This is a genomic window from Stenotrophomonas maltophilia (assembly GCF_900186865.1).
Classification (GTDB): Bacteria; Pseudomonadota; Gammaproteobacteria; order Xanthomonadales; family Xanthomonadaceae; genus Stenotrophomonas; species Stenotrophomonas maltophilia.
The window spans coordinates 3,986,368-4,002,892 of record NZ_LT906480.1 but is presented as its reverse complement, the minus strand read 5'-3'; the positions used below and the strand labels follow the sequence as shown (position 1 = coordinate 4,002,892).

At 67.1% G+C, this 16,525-nt stretch carries 13 protein-coding genes; 8 read left to right on the top strand and 5 right to left on the bottom strand.

Translation table 11 applies throughout. The annotated features are described in order from the left end of the window. Positions 1-54: 54 nt before the first annotated feature. Together CKW06_RS18940 and tkt are read left to right on the top strand one after the other, a co-directional pair. Positions 55-1,374, top strand: a complete 1,320-nt coding sequence (locus tag CKW06_RS18940; RefSeq protein ID WP_024958479.1) for a dicarboxylate/amino acid:cation symporter — start codon at positions 55-57, stop codon at positions 1,372-1,374. A gap of 215 nt (positions 1,375-1,589) precedes the next feature. Next, a complete protein-coding gene (gene tkt, locus CKW06_RS18935) occupies positions 1,590-3,587 on the top strand; it encodes a transketolase (protein WP_005410847.1) in 1,998 nt (665 codons plus the stop codon). Between the two features lie 125 nt (positions 3,588-3,712). On the opposite strand, the gene CKW06_RS18930 is transcribed toward tkt, so the two are convergent. Then, positions 3,713-5,665 (bottom strand): acetyl-CoA hydrolase/transferase C-terminal domain-containing protein, encoded by a 1,953-nt coding sequence (locus tag CKW06_RS18930; protein ID WP_024958478.1) that lies wholly within the window; start codon positions 5,663-5,665, stop codon positions 3,713-3,715. A gap of 34 nt (positions 5,666-5,699) precedes the next feature. After that, positions 5,700-6,257, bottom strand: a complete 558-nt coding sequence (locus tag CKW06_RS18925) for a flavin reductase family protein (RefSeq protein ID WP_024958477.1) — start codon at positions 6,255-6,257, stop codon at positions 5,700-5,702. A 118-nt stretch (positions 6,258-6,375) separates the two neighbouring features. On the opposite strand from CKW06_RS18925, the gene CKW06_RS18920 reads away from it, so the two are divergent. The 3 genes from CKW06_RS18920 to CKW06_RS18910 are packed head-to-tail and all read left to right on the top strand — an operon-like array spanning position 6,376 to position 8,493. Next, positions 6,376-6,741 (top strand): BlaI/MecI/CopY family transcriptional regulator, encoded by a 366-nt coding sequence (locus CKW06_RS18920; RefSeq protein ID WP_012481135.1) that lies wholly within the window; start codon positions 6,376-6,378, stop codon positions 6,739-6,741. Beyond that, entirely contained in the window at positions 6,734-7,933 is a 1,200-nt protein-coding gene (locus CKW06_RS18915; RefSeq protein WP_024958476.1) for a M56 family metallopeptidase, read from the top strand. The genes CKW06_RS18920 and CKW06_RS18915 overlap by 8 nt, the downstream gene beginning before the upstream one ends. Next, positions 7,930-8,493 carry a hypothetical protein gene (locus CKW06_RS18910; protein WP_024958475.1) on the top strand — a complete coding sequence of 188 codons (564 nt, stop codon included), beginning with the start codon at positions 7,930-7,932 and terminating at the stop codon, positions 8,491-8,493. Before CKW06_RS18915 ends, CKW06_RS18910 begins: the two co-directional genes overlap by 4 nt. 55 nt (positions 8,494-8,548) lie before the next feature. Here the strand turns inward: CKW06_RS18910 and CKW06_RS18905 are convergent, their stop codons facing one another. The 3 genes from CKW06_RS18905 to CKW06_RS18895 all read right to left on the bottom strand — a co-directional run bounded on the left by CKW06_RS18905 (position 8,549) and on the right by CKW06_RS18895 (position 11,042). Next, the gene (locus tag CKW06_RS18905) at positions 8,549-9,349 is read right to left on the bottom strand and encodes an MBL fold metallo-hydrolase (RefSeq protein ID WP_024958474.1); all 801 of its coding nucleotides are present in this window, start codon (positions 9,347-9,349) and stop codon (positions 8,549-8,551) included. A gap of 11 nt (positions 9,350-9,360) precedes the next feature. Further along, positions 9,361-10,179, bottom strand: coding sequence for a S1/P1 nuclease (locus CKW06_RS18900; protein ID WP_024958473.1), 819 nt, complete (start codon positions 10,177-10,179; stop codon positions 9,361-9,363). A 233-nt stretch (positions 10,180-10,412) separates the two neighbouring features. Next, positions 10,413-11,042: an OmpW/AlkL family protein gene (locus CKW06_RS18895; protein ID WP_005410839.1), complete on the bottom strand. Its 630-nt coding sequence runs from the start codon at positions 11,040-11,042 to the stop codon at positions 10,413-10,415. Positions 11,043-11,233: 191 nt separating this feature from the next. On the opposite strand from CKW06_RS18895, the gene gap reads away from it, so the two are divergent. The 3 genes from gap (at position 11,234) to CKW06_RS18880 (ending at position 16,406) form a co-directional block, all read left to right on the top strand. Next, positions 11,234-12,238 (top strand): type I glyceraldehyde-3-phosphate dehydrogenase, encoded by a 1,005-nt coding sequence (gene gap / locus CKW06_RS18890; RefSeq protein WP_024958472.1) that lies wholly within the window; start codon positions 11,234-11,236, stop codon positions 12,236-12,238. A 125-nt stretch (positions 12,239-12,363) separates the two neighbouring features. After that, positions 12,364-15,033, top strand: coding sequence for a DUF2339 domain-containing protein (locus tag CKW06_RS18885; RefSeq protein WP_024958471.1), 2,670 nt, complete (start codon positions 12,364-12,366; stop codon positions 15,031-15,033). Beyond that, complete coding sequence (locus CKW06_RS18880) at positions 15,030-16,406, top strand: DUF3999 domain-containing protein (protein WP_038646432.1); 1,377 nt, start codon at positions 15,030-15,032, stop codon at positions 16,404-16,406. The genes CKW06_RS18885 and CKW06_RS18880 overlap by 4 nt, the downstream gene beginning before the upstream one ends. Positions 16,407-16,525 lie beyond the last annotated feature (119 nt).

The following is a 16,525-nucleotide window of genomic DNA, read 5'->3' as shown; positions in this document are numbered from 1 at the left end:
GGCGCCGCTTGCGCGCTTTGTTAGAGTGCATTCATTTTTCGAGGAAACCCGCGCATGACAGCAGCTGCTGCCGACAAGAAGAAGTTGCCCCTGCATTGGAAGATGGGCATCGGCTTTGCGATCGGCCTGATCCTGGGACTGATCGTGCACGCCCTGGGCGGCAGCGTCGATGGTCTGCAGGCCGGTGCCAAGTGGGTAATGGACTACATCACCACCCCGGCGTCGGGCCTGTTCCTCAACCTGATCTTCATGCTGATCGTGCCGCTGATCTTCTCGGCGCTGATCATGGGCGTGTCGGAGATGGGCGACATCCGCGCCCTTGGCCGCATCGGCTGGAAGACCCTGGCGTATACCGTGCTGCTGTCCGGCATTGCCGTGGGCATCGGCCTGGTGCTGGTCAACCTGCTCAAGCCGGGTGCCGGCGTCGATCCGCAGGTCGCCGCGATGATGCTCTCGGAGAACGCCGAGCGCAGCAAGGAAATCGTTGCTGGCATCCATGGCACGCCGAAGGGCATGGACATGCTGCTGTCGATCGTGCCGAGCAACGTGCTGCAGGCCGCGTCCGACAACGGCGCGATCCTGTCGCTGATGTTCTTCGCGCTGATGTTCGGCATCGGCATGGTGCTGACCGACGATGAGAAGGTCGCGCCGCTGCGCCGCGCCATTGAAGGCGTGTTCGAAATCTCGATGACCCTGATCAACCTGGTCATCCGCCTGGCCCCATATGCGGTGGCCTGCTTCATGTTCAACCTGGCCGCGCTGTTCGGCTTCGAGCTGATCATCCGCCTCGGTGCCTACGTGGGCGTGGTGGTGCTGGCACTCGGCCTGCACATGATCGTGACCTACGGTACCGCCGTTTGGCTGTCCGGCCGTTCGCCGCTGTCGTTCTTCCGCGATACCCAGGAAGCGACGGTGATGGCGTTCTCCACCGCCTCCAGCAACGCCACCCTGCCGACCGCGCTGCGCGTGGCCGACCAGATGGGCCTGCCGCAGCGCGTGTCGCGCTTCGTGCTGACCGTGGGCGCCACCGCCAACCAGAACGGCACCGCGCTGTTCGAGGGCGTGACGGTGATCTTCCTGGCCCAGTTCTTCGGCGTGGACCTGAGCATCGGCCAGCAGATCATGGTGATGGCGGTCTGCATCCTCGGTGGCATCGGCACCGCCGGCGTGCCGTCGGGCTCGCTGCCGGTGGTGGCGATGATCTGTGCGATGGTGGGCGTGAACCCGCTGGGCATTGGCCTGATCCTGGGCGTGAATCACTTCCTGGACATGTGCCGTACGGCGCTGAACGTGACCGGCGACCTGGCCCTGACCACCCTGGTGGCCAAGGGCGAATCGCACGACGGCCCGGCGCTGGGCCCGCAGCAGGACTGAGTCCAACGCCACCGCTGGCGACCTGATCGGGGTCGGATTCCTTTCCGCAAGGAAAGGGCTCCGACCCCGCTTCACATGCGGAATCCGGGGGAGATGACGACGTTGCCGGCCAGCGGCCGGCACGACCGGGCAAGGTGAACCGACCCCCCGCCCGGCGACTATGGGACAATAGGCCGCCCGCACGTCCGCGGCCGCCTCCCGATTCCGACAGAACCATGACGCAGCCTACCCGTCGCCAGTTGGCCAACGCCATCCGCTTCCTTGCCGCCGATGCGGTTGAAACCGCAAAGTCCGGCCACCCCGGCATGCCCATGGGCATGGCCGACATCGCCGAAGTCCTCTGGAACGACTACCTCCGCCATAACCCGAGCAACCCGCACTGGTTCAACCGCGACCGTTTCGTGCTGTCCAACGGCCACGGTTCGATGCTGCAGTACGCGCTGCTGCACCTGAGCGGTTACGACCTGCCGATCGAGCAGCTGAAGCTGTTCCGCCAGCTGGGCAGCCACACCGCCGGTCACCCGGAGCGCCACGAGACCCCGGGCGTGGAAACCACCACCGGCCCGCTGGGCCAGGGTTTCGCCAATGCCGTGGGCTTCGCCCTGGCCGAGAAGCTGCTGGCACAGCGCTTCAACCGCCCGGAGCTGGAAGTGGTCGACCACCGCACCTGGGTGTTCATGGGCGATGGCTGCCTGATGGAAGGCGTGTCGCATGAAGCCGCTTCGCTGGCCGGTACCTGGGGCCTGCACAAGCTGGTCTGCTTCTGGGACAACAACCACATCTCCATCGACGGCAACGTCGAGGGCTGGTTCACCGACAACACGCCGGAGCGTTTCGAGGCCTATGGCTGGAACGTGGTGCGCGATGTCGATGGCCATGACCCGGAGAGCATCAAGGCCGGCATCGAGGCCGCGCTGTCGCAGAGCGACAAGCCGACCCTGATCTGCTGCCGCACCACCATTGGCTTTGGTTCGCCGAACAAGGCGGGCAAGGAATCCAGCCACGGCGCACCGCTGGGCAAGGACGAACTGGAAGCCACCCGCAAGCAGCTGGGCTGGGAATACGGTCCGTTCGAGATCCCGCAGGCGATCTACGACGGCTGGCGCGCCAACGGCGCCGGCACGCTGCGCCAGGCCGAATGGGAACAGCTGTTCGACAAGTACGCCAGCCAGTACCCGGCTGAAGCGGCCGAACTGACCCGCCGCTCGCATGGCGAACTGCCGGCCGACTTCGTTGCCAAGGCCGATGCCTACATCGCCCAGGTGGCCGCCGAAGGCCCGACGATCGCCTCGCGCAAGGCGTCGCAGCTGGCCATCGAAGCCTATGCACCGCTGCTGCCGGAAATCGTCGGCGGCTCGGCTGACCTGGCGCACTCCAACCTGACCCTGTGGAAGGGCAGCAAGTCGGTTGCCAGCGACGACGCCAACGCCAACTACGTGTACTACGGCGTGCGCGAGTTCGGCATGACCGCCATTGCCAACGGCCTGGCCCTGCACGGTGGCTTCATTCCGTTCGACGCCACCTTCCTGGTGTTCAGCGACTACGCCCGCAACGGCGTGCGCATGAGCGCGCTGATCCCGGCCCACGCCATCCACGTCTACACCCACGACTCGATCGGCCTGGGCGAAGACGGTCCGACCCACCAGCCGGTGGAGCACCTGGCCTCGCTGCGCTACATCCCGAACAACGACGTGTGGCGTCCGTGCGATGCGGTCGAGTCGGCGGTGAGCTGGAAGGCTGCGATCACCCGCCAGGACGGCCCGAGCTGCCTGGTGTTCAGTCGCCAGAACCTGCCGCACCAGCCGCGCAACGCCGAGCAGATCGCCCAGATCGAGCGCGGTGGCTACGTGCTGGCCGATGCTGCTGGTACCCCGGACGTGATCCTGATCGCCACCGGTTCGGAAGTCTCGCTGGCCACCGAAGCCAAGGCCCAGCTGGACGCGGCCGGCCTCAAGACCCGCGTGGTCTCGATGCCGTCCACCGACGTGTTCCTGCGCCAGGATGCGGCCTACCGTGAATCGGTGCTGCCGAACGCCGTGCGCAAGCGCGTGGCGGTGGAAGCCGGCGTCACCGGTTTCTGGCGCCAGTTCGTCGGCCTGGACGGTGCCGTGATTGGTATCGACACCTTCGGTGCCTCGGCCCCGGCCGACCAGCTGTACAAGCACTTCGGCATCACCACTGCCCACGTGGTGGAAGCGGCCAAGTCGCTGTAAGCAGCTTCGCGACGTAATGAGAAAAGGCCGGCGCACGCCGGCCTTTTCTTTGCCGCAGGAAAAAGGGGACGGAGGGGATTAAGTCGTTTGTGCACATGCGACTTGATCCCCTCCGTCCCCTTTTCTCAGGCGGTACGCGCCAGCGCCAGCCGCAGCAGTCGCGCGTCCAGGCGCTCGGCGAAGTCCTTCGGGGCCTGTAGACCCATGCGCTGCAGGTACACCGCATCGCCGTCGCCGGCCGGTTGCCGCAGAGCCGCCCAGACCGTGCGCAGCTTGTCGCCGCGGGTCTGCGTGTTGGCCTTCAGCCAGCCCAGCGCCTTCACCAGCACCTGCTCGATCTCGTTGAAGTCGCTGCCCAGCGGATAGTCCGGCAGGCTGCCGTCGGCGCGGAACGGTGCCAGCGCCGCCGCCAGCGCCTGTGGCGTGTTGCGCTGCTGGCGCTCCGGATCCGGTTGCGTGGCTGCCAGCAGCTTGCGCGAGGCCTGTGCCTGCTGCAGCAGGCCACCCTGGAACGGGGCCTCGGTGATCGCGGTCATCGCATGCACGCAGTCCTCGTCGGTCAGGCCGCGCAGATCGGCGATGCCGTATTCGTTGAGGTAGATGTCGCGCAGGTGGCGCGGGATGGTGGTGTGCCCGTAGTTCCAGCGCACGTTGGATTCGCGCTGGCCCTTGTCATCGCGCGCCGCGCGGAACATCAAGACGCTGCGCGCTTCCGGCAGGGCATGTGCCATCGCCACGAAGTTGTACTGGCCACCCACGCCGGACACCACACGTCCGTCGTCCAGCGCATCCGACACGGCCGCGCCCAGTGCAGTGGCCATCATGCAGGAGTTGAAGAAGCGCGCATGGCGGCGTTGCAGGTGCTCCAGCGTCTCGTTGCCGCCATACAGCTGGTTGATTTCGCTGATGCGGCGCATGCCGATCGCACGGCATTCGTCTTCCGGCAGCGTGCGCAGCCACTCGTAGAACTCCGGCGAGCCCAGGTAGAACGCGCCGTGCAGGTACTCGCCCTCGGCGGCCAGGGTGGCGTGGTCGATGGACAGCGTGCTGCCGTTCTCGATGCGCTGCATCAGCGCCAGGTCGTCGTGCACCTTGCGCTTGATCACCCCGGTCTGCACCAGCCGGCGGAAGCCTTCGTTGAGCATCTCGCTGCAGCCGTACAGGCCCACCTCGAACGGATCCAGTCCGCCGATCTCCTGCACCAGCGGGTGGCTGGCAAGCTGTGGATCCAGCGCATGCAGCACGCGGCGGTAGCGCGCGTTGTCGGTGTGGCGCAGCACCAGCGCATGGCTGAGCGCGTCGGCCAGCGTGCCGATGCCGATCTGCAGGGTGCCGCCGTCGCGCACCAGCGTGCTGGCGTACAGGCCGATGGCGTAGTCGGCATCGCCCACCGGCTGCCGCGGCAGCCCGAACAGCGCCGGGTACGGCGGCGGCGGGGTGATCACCAGATCGAAGAACGACACATCGACCGTGGCCGAGCCGCCCATGTAAGGCAGCTGCGGATCGATCTCGGCGATGAGCAACGGGCGCGGCAGCCCGCGCGCGGTCATCGCATCCAGCGTGTCCTGGGTGATGTCGTTGTTGCACGACAGCGAAAGCCGGCGATCGTTCGACCGCATTGCCACCTTCTGCACGATCACCTGCGGCGCGCGCTGCGCGACCGCATCGGCGGCGTGGGTGTAGTTCAGGCTGGTATAGCTGGATTGCGCCTGGCGCGAACCGAGCAGGGCGCCGGACTGCATGTAGAACTCTTCCACCTGCACATGCGCCGGCAGCGCATCGCGCGCGATCGCATCGGCATAGGCCAGGCGCGGGAAATCGTCGCCGAAATGGCGCTGCGCGAACGGCGCCATGAAGCGCGCTTCCAGGCCGTTGCCGCGCGCCTTCGGCGGGTTCAGCGACAGCGCGGTATACAGCTGCAGCGGTCGCGATGGATCGTGCTCGACGCGTGCATAAAGGGCATTGAGCAGCCGATGCGGCTTGCCCAGTGCCAGCGGTGCCCCGATCCGCAGCGGCCCGTCCACGCGCGCAAACAACCAGTCGACGGCGGCGTCCAGGTCGGTGAGGTGTTCGGTCATGCGCGGCGGTCCTGCGTGTGGGGGAGTGCTGGCATTACAGCATGTCGGGCTTGAACCGCCGTCGACGCGAGACTTCGGCGCCGGACACCATGAACTGGCCATCGCCGCGGTAATGCACCGTGCGCGGCAGTTTCGGCCGGGGCGCGACGTGGGCGCGCACGATTTCCCAGATGAACAGGTTGCTCGATTGCACCTGGCTGTCGTCGTAGAGTCGGCATTCGAAGCTCGAATGACATTGGCCGACCAGCGGCGCGCCGACCTCGCGCGCGGGCAGCGCATCGAGCTCGAAACGGGCGAACTTGTCGACCTCGCGGCCGCTGCAGTTGCCGATGTCCACCACGGTGTCGAGCAGTTCCACGCCCGGCACATTGATCACGCACTCGCCGCTGCCACGGGCCAGCGCGTGGCTGTGGTTCGCGTCCCACAGGTAGGTGGCGACCAATGACGGCGAGAAGCCCATCACCATGTGCCAGCCCAGCGTCATCAGGTTGCGCTGGCCACGCCAGGCGGTACTGACCAGCACGATCGGGCCAGGTTCGAGGAAGCGGCGGGCCTGCTCGACCGGGAAATCCTTCTTGGGCAGCGGCTTCATCCGGGGCCTGGGGCGGGAGGCATCGATGCTGGCGCAGCCGGGATGAACCTGGAGTCGAGGGGCTTGACAGATGATTCGATTACGCGCGTAATCGGGACGTCGATTACGGATGTAAACAATGACCCCGATCAGCGAAGCCGAAGCCGTTGTGATGGAGGTTCTGTGGCAGCAGGCACCGCGTAGCGCCGATGAAGTGGTTGCCGCACTGGCCCACCGCGACTGGGCCGAACCGACCATCAAGACCCTGCTCAATCGTCTGCTGACCAAGGGCGCGATTGCTGCCGAGCGTGATGGCCGGCGCTACCTGTACCGGCCGCTGCTGCAGCGCCAGGCGTGGGTGGAGGCGCAGAGCCAGGACTTCATCGGCCGTGTCTTTGAAGGGCGCGTTGCGCCGTTGGTCGCGCACTTCAGCGAACGCGGCCAGTTGAGTGCGCAGGACATCGCCGAACTGAAGAAACTGATCCAGGAGCTGGACCATGACTGAGCTGCTCAACGGAGTGTGGCAGGGCAGCCTGTGGTTGGCGATGGGCGCGGTCCTGCTGGCGGTGATGCGGCCGCTGCTGGTGCGATTGGGGGGCGCTGGTCTGGCATACCGCAGCTGGTGGCTGCTGCCGATGCTGCTGCTGGCACTGATGCTACCGTTGCCGCAGGTTGCGTTGTTGCAGCAGGTACCCACGCTGCCGCTGAAAGTGCTGCCCGGTGCCATTGATGGCGCGGCCGGCCAGTCCTTGCCATGGGCCGGGTTGTTGCTGGCATTCTGGGCCGTGGGCACGGGCCTCCGCCTGCTGCGCGACCTGCACGCGCAGCGCCGTTTCGAACGGAGCATGGGTCCACTGACGCCGCGCACCGATGGTAGCTGGCAGGCGAGCGGCGACCCGGGCCTGCCAGCGCTGGTTGGCCTGTGGCGGCCGCGCATCGTGGTCGGCCCGGCGTTCGATCAACAGTTCAGCGCGCAGGAACAGCACCTGATCCTGCAGCACGAGCGCAGCCACCGTCGCAATGGCGACCACTGGGCCAACGGCGCGCTGCTGCTGGTGCGCGCGGTGTTCTGGTTCCACCCGTTGCTGCCTTGGGCCGCGCGCCGCTTCCTGCGCGACCAGGAACTGGCCTGCGATGCCCGCACCATCGGCCCGCAGCCTGCGCTGCGCGGCCTCTACGCCAGCACGCTGCTGAAGGCGCAGCTGGTCCAACCGGTTGCGCCCGCGGTCTGCCATTGGCGCAGCCAACCCGTGTTGAAGGAGCGCATCGCCATGTTGAAGCAGTCCAAGCGGAAGGCATTGCCGTGGGTGTCGGGACAGGTACTGGTGGTCGGGGTGTGCCTGGGAATGGGAGCGGTGGCGTGGGCCAGCCAGGGCGGAGGCGCGGGAGGCCCGGCAGGGTCCGTCATGGATCGGGAGATCCAGGTCGACAAGATGCCGCCGCCATCCTATCCGAAATCTGCGGTCGAGCAGCGCCAGGTGGGCGTGGTGAACCTGCGCGTGGAAGTGGATGCCCAAGGCCGTCCCACCGACGTCCAGGTGCTCAGCGCCACCAATCCGGGGGTGTTCGATGCTGTCTCGATTGCTGCGGCGCGCAGCTGGACCTATCGGCCCGCAGTGAAGAACGGCAAGCCGGTGGCCGGTGCCGTGCGCGTCCCGATTACCTACGCCATGGATGACACCGAGGACACGAAGTGAAGCGAGCGCCGCTGCTGATGATGGCGGTGCTGCTGGCGGGATGTGCAACCCAGGATCGCCTGACCACGGCCGATACCCGCAGCGAGAATGTCGGTCACCAGCGTCTGCGACCCGATGCGGGGGGAGGGACCGGTCAGATCCAGCCCTACGCGCTGGCCGCCAGCGAAGGCTACCGCATGCCACAACTGCATACGGCACCGGACCCGGTAGTGGGCGAGCGTGATCCACGCACCTCGCTGCCGCCGACTACGGTCTGCCTGCAGGTGGTGGTGGATGCGCAGGGCAGCGTTGAGCGCAGCATTCCGCTGACCGACCGCAGCGAATGCAGTGCGGGTGAGGCACCGGAGAATGCGCCCTTGCTGCAGGCAGCGCAGGAGGCGGTTGCCATGTGGAAGTACTCCTCCGCCGCAGTCTGTCACTTCGCGGCAGGCAAAGTGCCGGCTGATCGCGGCGACTGCCGCAGTGCCGAGCGGGTCGAACCGGTGGCCGTCACCCTGCAGTACGCCTTCACCTTCGAGGTCGTGAAGGGCCGGCAGACGGTCCGCACGCAGGGAAAATGATCGCGCGTGATGCCGGGTGGCGCCGGGCCATGCCCGGCCAGTACAGCGGCGTCGATCAGGCCCCGCCCTGGATGTTGGCCTTCACTGCGGGCTGCATCAGTTTCGGTTCTTCCAGCGTGGCATCGCGGGCCTGTCGCACGCTGACGAACTCCGCCTCGGCTACGCCGTCATGCACGTGGATGTTGTGCGCGCGCTGTTCGCCGATGGTGGTTTCGTTGGCAAAGCCGCGTCCACCCGGGCCGTAGTCGTGGCAGACGAACACGCGCGTTGCATCGGGCAAGGCCAGCAGGCGCTGGATCGAGCGGTACAGCTGCGCGGCATCACCACCGGGGAAATCACAGCGGGCAGTGCCGCCGTCGGGCATGAACAGCGAGTCGCCGGTGAACAGCGCATCGTCGATCAGGTAGGCGATGCTGTCGCTGGTATGGCCAGGCACGGCGATCACCTGGCAGCGCAGTTCGCCCAGAGCGAAGGTTTCGCCGTCGCTGAACAGGTGATCGAAGATCTCATCTGCGGCAGGAAGCTGCAGGCCATAGCGTGGTGCAAACGTTGCCTGTACCGCGCGGATGCCTTCGCCGATGGCCAGCGTGGCTTGCGGGAAACGGTGCTTCAGGCGGCGCCCGGCCGACACATGGTCAGCGTGGGCATGGGTTTCCAGCAGCCAGCGCAGCTGCAGGCCTTGTTGCTCGATGGCCTGCAATGCGGCATGCAGCGGCGCTTCACTGCTGGCGTCGGTATCCGGGTCGTAGTCCAGGACCGGGTCGATCAGCACTGCCTCGCTACTGGCCGGGTCGCTGACCAGGTAGCTGAAGGTATTGCTGTCACGGTGGAAGAACGACTGCACCTGGACTGACATTGGAACCCTCCTCAGCGCGCGCCGAGCACGCGGTTCAGCAACTGCGCCAGGTTTTCACCGGCTAGTCGCAGCTGCGCTTCGGCCAGCGGCCGGTAGCGCTCGGTGTATTCGTCACCGATTTTACGCGTGGCCGGATAAACGCCAGCTTGCATGGAAATGCGGCAGCTGGCCTCTGCCCACGTCTGCGGGTCGCGCTGCGGGTTGGACTGGCGCGCCAGCTTCGGCGCGCGCTGGCTCTGCAGCAGCGGCAGGTAGCCCGCGTCGTCCAGCTTGCGGGTGTTGAGCATGCCGCTGTCCCACAGCGAGTGCAGGTTGGTACCGCGGTTGCCGAACTGCAGCTGGAAATCGTTGCCGCCCTTGTCGTGCGCGTAACCGGCGTGCATCGGCTGATGGATGTCGCCGACCAGGTGCACGACGAACTTCAGCGCCTGCAGGCGCTCGCCGTCGGTCAGGCTGCGGTCGCCGAGGATGGCGCTCTGTGCTTTCAGCGCCTCGACAATGCAGTTGCCGTTCCTGCAGTGCTTCGGTGCTTCGTAATGGCAGTTGTCTTCGGCGATGTTGACGTAGTGCCAACCGGCCGAACGACGGCCCAGACCGGGGTCCTTGGCACGCAGCTGGTCGGCCCAGGGGGCGATGCTGGCCAGGGTGGCGTCTGGCTCGGTGGCCAGCAGGCGGTCCACTTCGGCGCGGGCGGTGGGGTTAAGGCGGGCATCGGCGACTTCGGCGACAAGGCGGTGGCCTTGCGCGCCCCAGGCATGGGCCGGGGCGGAAGCGGACAGCAGGGCCGGCGCCAGGGCGGCGGCGAGGAACAGGGAATGCAGGGCTTTCATGTGCACATTCTAGCGGGGTAGGTGGATTGAAGAGCGGCGCGTTCCTGTTCCGAAGTGGGAGCGCAGCGGGAGGCGCGGCGTGTCCCGGCTCTGCTCCCCGCCTCGCCCCAGCTCCGGAACCGCTTCAGTCCCAGGCACAAAAAAAGCCCCGGCAATCACCGGGGCAACATGCTGCGAGGGTTTTGCGTGTAGCGGGGGAGCGGGGGGCGAAGCCCCCGCGCCCAACACACCGCTTAGAACTTGAAGACGTACGAAGCGCCGTAGACCAGCGGATCGATGTTGACGGTGCCGATCTTCTCGCCGTTCAACTTCACCTTGCTGTCGATGTCGATCCAGCGCATGTCCACACGCAGGGCGCCCTTCTCGCCGATCGCGAAGTCGATGCCCGCATGCGCGGCCAGGCCCCACGAATCCTGCAGCTTCAGTTTGCTGCCGGCCAGTGCACCGGTGGTGTCTTCGCTGAAGAAGGTCGTGTAGTTCACGCCCGCGCCGACGAACGGCGAGACCTTGCCCTTGCTGTTGAAGTGGTACTGCAGGGTCACCACCGGCGGCAACTGCTTGGTGCTGCCGACGCGGCCGAGGCCATTGATGTTGATGTCGTGCTTGAACGGCAGCGCGGCCAGCACTTCGATGCCCAGGTTGTCGGCAATGAAGTACTCGCCGGTGATGGTCGGCTTGACGTCGTTATCGACGTCGACCTTCAGCGTGTGGCCGGCCAGCCAGCCGTTGTTCGACTTCGGCGCCACCTGGTGGACGCCGGCCGAGACGGTCCAGTCGCCCTTGGACTGGGCCATGGCCGGGGCGGCGGCGAGGGACAGGGCGGCGGCCAGGCCGGCCAGGATCAGGGGGGAGGTCTTGCGCATGGGGGTGATCTCGTTGCTGGGTGGATGGCGACAGTCTCGGCCTCACGCCGTGCTAACGCTTTGATCCGGATCAAATCCTGTCCGCCGGCCCTCTGGCCCGGGCGCTGGCCCACGGTGGCCAGCCCCGGTTTGCTAGACTTGTGGGCCCTATCCATCCCGCCGCACCCGTAGCGGCCGCAGGAGCTTGAGAAATGGCAATCAAGGTTGGTATCAACGGTTTCGGTCGCATCGGGCGTAACGTCCTGCGCTCGGCGGTGCTGAACTTCGGCGACGACATCGAAATCGTGGCCATCAACGATCTGCTGGAGCCGGACTACCTGGCGTACATGCTCAAGTACGACTCCGTGCACGGCCGCTTCAAGGCCGACGTGGCGGTGCAGGGCAACGACCTGCTGGTCAACGGCAAGAAGATCCGCCTGACCCAGGAACGCGACCCGGCCAACCTGAAGTGGGATGAAGTCGGTGCCGACGTGGTGCTGGAAGCCACCGGCCTGTTCCTGACCAAGGAAACCGCGCAGAAGCACATCGATGCCGGCGTCAAGAAGGTCATCATGTCGGCGCCGTCGAAGGACGACACGCCGATGTTCGTCTACGGCGTGAACGACAAGACCTACGCCGGCCAGGCGATCATTTCCAACGCCTCGTGCACCACCAACTGCCTGGCCCCGCTGGCCAAGGTCATCAATGACAAGTGGGGCATCAAGCGCGGCCTGATGACCACCGTGCATGCGGCAACCGCCACCCAGAAGACCGTCGATGGCCCGTCCAACAAGGACTGGCGCGGTGGCCGTGGCATCCTGGAGAACATCATCCCGTCGTCCACCGGTGCGGCCAAGGCCGTCGGCGTGGTCATCCCGGAACTGAACAAGAAGCTGACCGGCATGAGCTTCCGCGTCCCGACCTCGGACGTGTCGGTGGTCGACCTGACCGTCGAACTGGAAAAGGAAGCCACCTACGCCGAGATCTGCGCGGAAGTGAAGGCACAGAGCGAAGGCCCGCTGAAGGGCATCCTGGGCTACACCGAAGACAAGGTGGTGGCCACCGATTTCCGCGGCGAAACCTGCACTTCGGTGTTCGACGCCGACGCTGGCATCGCCCTGGACGGCACCTTCGTCAAGCTGGTCACCTGGTACGACAACGAGTGGGGCTACTCGAACAAGTGCCTGGAAATGGCCAAGGTCATCGCCGCCAAGTAAGGCCGGCGAAGATCGCACACGGACCCCGGCCTGGCCGGGGTTCGTCGTTTATGGGGCCGGCCCTGTCGTAGCATGGGCCGGTCGACCGCTGCCGATGGGGCGCGGGAACGCTATGGAAGCACGCAATGGAAGCACTGATTGCCCTGGTCGTACTGGTCCTGCTGGCCATCCCGCTGCTGCTGGTGGTGGCGCTGGTGATGATTGCCGGCCTGCGCCGCCGCGTCGCCGCGCTGGAAAGCGCCATGGCTGCCGCGCCGGTCGCCGCCATGCACGCGCCTGAACGGCCTGCGGCCCCCCCTGTGGCCAGTGCCGATCCACCGTTCCTGCGGCCGGTGGCGGCTGCTGCACCGCCTCCGCCTCCGCCTCCGCCTCAGCCAACGCCGGTGCGCGAAGCGGTGCCTGCGGCAACGGAGGCGCCGCGCCCGATCGCACCACCGCCGGTGCCACCCGCGCCGATGCAGCCACCATTGCCTTCCGGACCGGCGCTGCCGAACTTCATCGAGCGCGGCATTGGCGCGGTCAAGCGCTGGTTCACCGAGGGCAACGTGCCGGTGAAGATCGGCATGCTGGTGCTGCTGGCCGGTGTCGCTGCGCTGCTGAAGTACGTCAGCGACCAGGGCTGGCTGGTGCTGCCGATCGAGCTGCGCCTGGCCGGTGTCACCGTCGGTGCACTGGGCCTGCTGGCGTTCGGCTGGCACCAGCGCGAGCGCCGGCGCCTGTTTGCGCTGGCCTTGCAGGGCGGTGCCATCGGCGTGCTGCTGTTGACCATCTTCGCGGCCTTCAAGCGTTTCGAGCTGATTCCGCCGGGCTTCGCCTTCGTCAGCTCCATTGCACTGGTGGCCGCGCTGTGCGTGCTGGCGGTGGTGCAGAACTCGCGCACGCTGGCGGTGCTGGGCATCCTCGCCGGCTTCATGGCACCGCTGTGGCTGTCCACCGGCAGCGGCAACCACGTGGGGTTGTTCAGCTACTACGCCGTGCTCAACGCCGGCATCTTCGCCATTGCCTGGTTCCGACCGTGGCGCGCGCTGAACCTGCTGGGCTTCGCCTTCACCTTCGGTATCGGCACGTTCTGGGGCGTGCTGCAGTACGCGCCTGACAAGTTCAACAGCACCGAGCCGTTCCTGCTGCTGTTCTTCGCCTTCTACCTGCTGATCCCGTTGCTCTACGCACGCCGGCAGCCCGCCGGGCAGCGTGACCTGGTCGATGGCAGCCTGGTGTTCGGTACGCCGTTGGTCGCGTTCTCGTTGCAGGCGGGAATGCTGTACCAGCAGCCGATGACGCTGGCGCTGTGCGCACTGGGCCTGGCCGCGATCTACGCGGCGCTGGCGTGGGCGTTGATCAGGCGCGCGTCGTACACCGTGCTGGCGCAGTCGCACGCGGTGCTGGCGGTGGGCTTTGCCACGCTGGCGGTGCCGCTGGCCTTGTCGGCGCGGGCCACCGGCGCGGTCTTCGCGCTGGAAGGCGCCGGACTGGCCTGGTTGGGCCTGCGCCAGAAGCGCTGGCTGCCTCAGGTGTCCGGCGCGCTGCTGCAGATGGGCGCTGCGTTCGCCTTCGTGGCCGGTGGCGATCACTGGCATGAGGACCTGCGCTTCCTGATCAATCCGACTGCCATCGGGGCGCTGCTGCTGGCCCTGGCCGGCTTCGCGTCGGCCTGGAGCTACCAGCGCAGGTCGCGCCACGAGATCGCCCTGGTCTACTACCTGTGGGGCCTGCTGTGGTGGCTGGGCGGCATGGTGCATGAGATCACCCGCTTCTTCCCGTACCGCACCGAAGTGGACGCGTTGCTGGTGCTGGCCGCCGTCACTGCCTGGCTGGCCGCCGAAATGCAGCGCCGTCAGCCGGCATGCGCACTGGGCGTGACCGCGCTGGCCATGCTGGCGCTGGGCTTCCCGCTGGCGCTGATGCAGAGCGACGCGCACCATCAGCCGTTCGCCGGCTACGGTGCGCTGGCCTGGGCGGTGTTCGCGGTGATGGGCGTGCGCACGCTGCTCTGCCTGCGCCAGGGGGGCGACAGCGTGGCGCGCATCGCGCAGTTCCTGTGGTGGCTGTTGTGGCCGTCTCTGCTTTCGCTGCTGGCCCTGTGGGGCGGTGGCGAGGCCGGGCTGGCACAGGGCTGGACCACGTTGCTGGTGACGGTGCCGTGGCTGCTGATGGCGGCGCTGTCGCTGTGGCGCTGGAATGCGCTGCGCTGGCCGCTGGGTGCAGCGTTCGATCGCGTGCGCCAGCCGCTGCAGTGCGTGCTGTTCGGCCTGTTGTCGATCGGCTGGCTGTTCGGACAGCTGCTGCCGGGCGATGCTGCGCCGCTGCTCTGGCTGCCGGTATTGAATCCGGCCGAGCTCGGACAGTGGCTGAGCCTGTTGCTGCTTGCGCGCTGGCTGTACAGCGATCAGGCGCCGAAGACCCTGTCGGGAATCCGCATGCCGCTGCTGTCACTGGCAACGTTCGTCGCGCTGACCAGCGTGGTGCTGCATGGCGTGCATCAGTGGGGCGGCCTGTCGTGGAGTGCGTCGATGATGCGTTCCAGCCTGGCGCAGACCAGCCTGACCGTGCTGTGGAGCGTGCTCGGCGTGATTGCCTGGGTGTGGGGATCGCGCCGTGGCCAGCGCGTGTTGTGGATGGTCGGTGCCGTGCTGATGGGCGTGGTGCTGGCCAAGCTGGTCATCGTCGATCGGCAGCACCTGGGCAACCTGCTGGGCATCGCATCGTTCATCGCCTACGGCCTGCTGTGCACGGTCGTGGGTTATCTGGCACCGGCACCGCCCAGCGCGGCGCCGTCCGTGGAGGAAAAACAATGAGGAAGTGGAGCAGGGCGCTGCTGCCGGCGATGTTCGGCATGCTGGCCGCCGTCGCGGTGCAGGCCGCCGACTACCGCACGCAGTACGCCGAGCAGTGGCCGCTGACGCTGTCCAGCGCACAGTCCGGTGCGTACAGGGTGGTTCTGGAGCCGGCAATCTATCGCCGTGCAGGTGCCGCAGACCTGGGTGACCTGCAGGTGTTCAACGCCGCCGGCCAATCGTTGCCATCGGCATTGCTGGCGCCGGACCAGCCCCTGGCACAGCCGCCGGTGCAGCGTGAGCTGCCGTGGTTCGCGCTGCCGCCGCTGGCCGAAGCACAGCGCAACGATCTGCAGTTGCTGACCGAGCGCGATACCGATGGCCGTGTCCGTCGCGTCGAAGCACGCGTGAGCGGCGGTGCGGCAGCGAACGGGCAGGGTGGTTGGCTGATCGATGCCAGCGTGCTCGGCCAGCAACCGTTGGCGGCACTGGTGCTGGACTGGGCTGACAGCGGACAGCCGTTGCAGGCGCAGGTGCAGCTGGATGCCAGCGACGACCTGCAGCACTGGCGTCCGATCGGGCGTGACATCCCGCTGGTCGACCTGCAACGTGCTGGCAAGCGCCTGCTGCAGCGCCGCCTGCAGGTGGACGGCGAGGCGCGCTATCTGCGCGTGCTGGCGCAGGGCGATACGCGCCTGCCGACGCTGCGCAGCGTGCTGGCCGAGCTGCCGCCGGCGCCGGCCACGCTGCCGTGGGAGTGGCTGTCGCTGGAACCGACCTCGAAGGGCAAGGGTGAATACACCTTCGAACTCGACGGCCGTTTCCCGGTAGCGCGCGCGGATGTGGCCAGCACCGACAACAGCCTGGTGCAGTGGACGTTGTTCAGCCGCGATGACGAGAGTGCGGAATGGCAGCGCCGCAGTGCGCCATGGATTGCGTACCAACTGCAGCAGGGCGCGCAGGGCCAGCGCCAGCAATCAGCGGCCCAGCCGCTGGGGGGCGTGCATCGTGACCGCTACTGGAAGCTGGTGGCGAACCCGGCGGAAACTGCGACCGCACCGACCCTGCGCTTGGGCTACCAGCCGGAAGTACTGGTGTTCCTGAGCCAGGGGGCAGCACCGTATGCACTGGCAGTGGGCAGCGCGACCGCGCGCCGCATGGAAGCGCCGATTGGTGTGTTGATCGAGGAACTGCGGCAGCGCAATGATCCGTCGTGGCAGCCGACGCTGGCGCGCCTGGAGGGCAGCCCGGAGCCGCTGGCCGGTGACGCGGCGCTGAAGCCGCAGCACGATTGGAAGGCGTGGTTGCTGTGGGCGTTGCTGGGGCTGGGTGTGTTGGTTGTTGGCGGCCTGGCGGTCAGCCTGCTTCGGCAGAAGCCTGCGCCTTCGGCGTAGTTTCCGGCGAACGGCGGAGCCCCTCGTGGGTGGTCATTCTTCGAGCAAAAGCCGCGCTTGGCCGGGCGGGTGGGTTGTCTGGGGGACGCCGTGAATACGTCCCTGTAGGCTCGGTCGCC

Bases quoted from the DNA above. Each gene is read 5' to 3' on its own strand.
- CKW06_RS18885 (WP_024958471.1), top strand. From the start codon at position 12,364: ATGGAAGCACTGATTGCCCTGGTCGTACTGGTCCTGCTGGCCATCCCG.
- gap (WP_024958472.1), top strand. From the start codon at position 11,234: ATGGCAATCAAGGTTGGTATCAACGGTTTCGGTCGCATCGGGCGTAAC.
- CKW06_RS18905 (WP_024958474.1), bottom strand. From the start codon at position 9,349: ATGTCAGTCCAGGTGCAGTCGTTCTTCCACCGTGACAGCAATACCTTC.
- CKW06_RS18895 (WP_005410839.1), bottom strand. From the start codon at position 11,042: ATGCGCAAGACCTCCCCCCTGATCCTGGCCGGCCTGGCCGCCGCCCTG.
- CKW06_RS18880 (WP_038646432.1), top strand. From the start codon at position 15,030: ATGAGGAAGTGGAGCAGGGCGCTGCTGCCGGCGATGTTCGGCATGCTG.
- CKW06_RS18940 (WP_024958479.1), top strand. From the start codon at position 55: ATGACAGCAGCTGCTGCCGACAAGAAGAAGTTGCCCCTGCATTGGAAG.
- CKW06_RS18925 (WP_024958477.1), bottom strand. From the start codon at position 6,257: ATGAAGCCGCTGCCCAAGAAGGATTTCCCGGTCGAGCAGGCCCGCCGC.
- tkt (WP_005410847.1), top strand. From the start codon at position 1,590: ATGACGCAGCCTACCCGTCGCCAGTTGGCCAACGCCATCCGCTTCCTT.
- CKW06_RS18930 (WP_024958478.1), bottom strand. From the start codon at position 5,665: ATGACCGAACACCTCACCGACCTGGACGCCGCCGTCGACTGGTTGTTT.
- CKW06_RS18920 (WP_012481135.1), top strand. From the start codon at position 6,376: ATGACCCCGATCAGCGAAGCCGAAGCCGTTGTGATGGAGGTTCTGTGG.
- CKW06_RS18915 (WP_024958476.1), top strand. From the start codon at position 6,734: ATGACTGAGCTGCTCAACGGAGTGTGGCAGGGCAGCCTGTGGTTGGCG.
- CKW06_RS18900 (WP_024958473.1), bottom strand. From the start codon at position 10,179: ATGAAAGCCCTGCATTCCCTGTTCCTCGCCGCCGCCCTGGCGCCGGCC.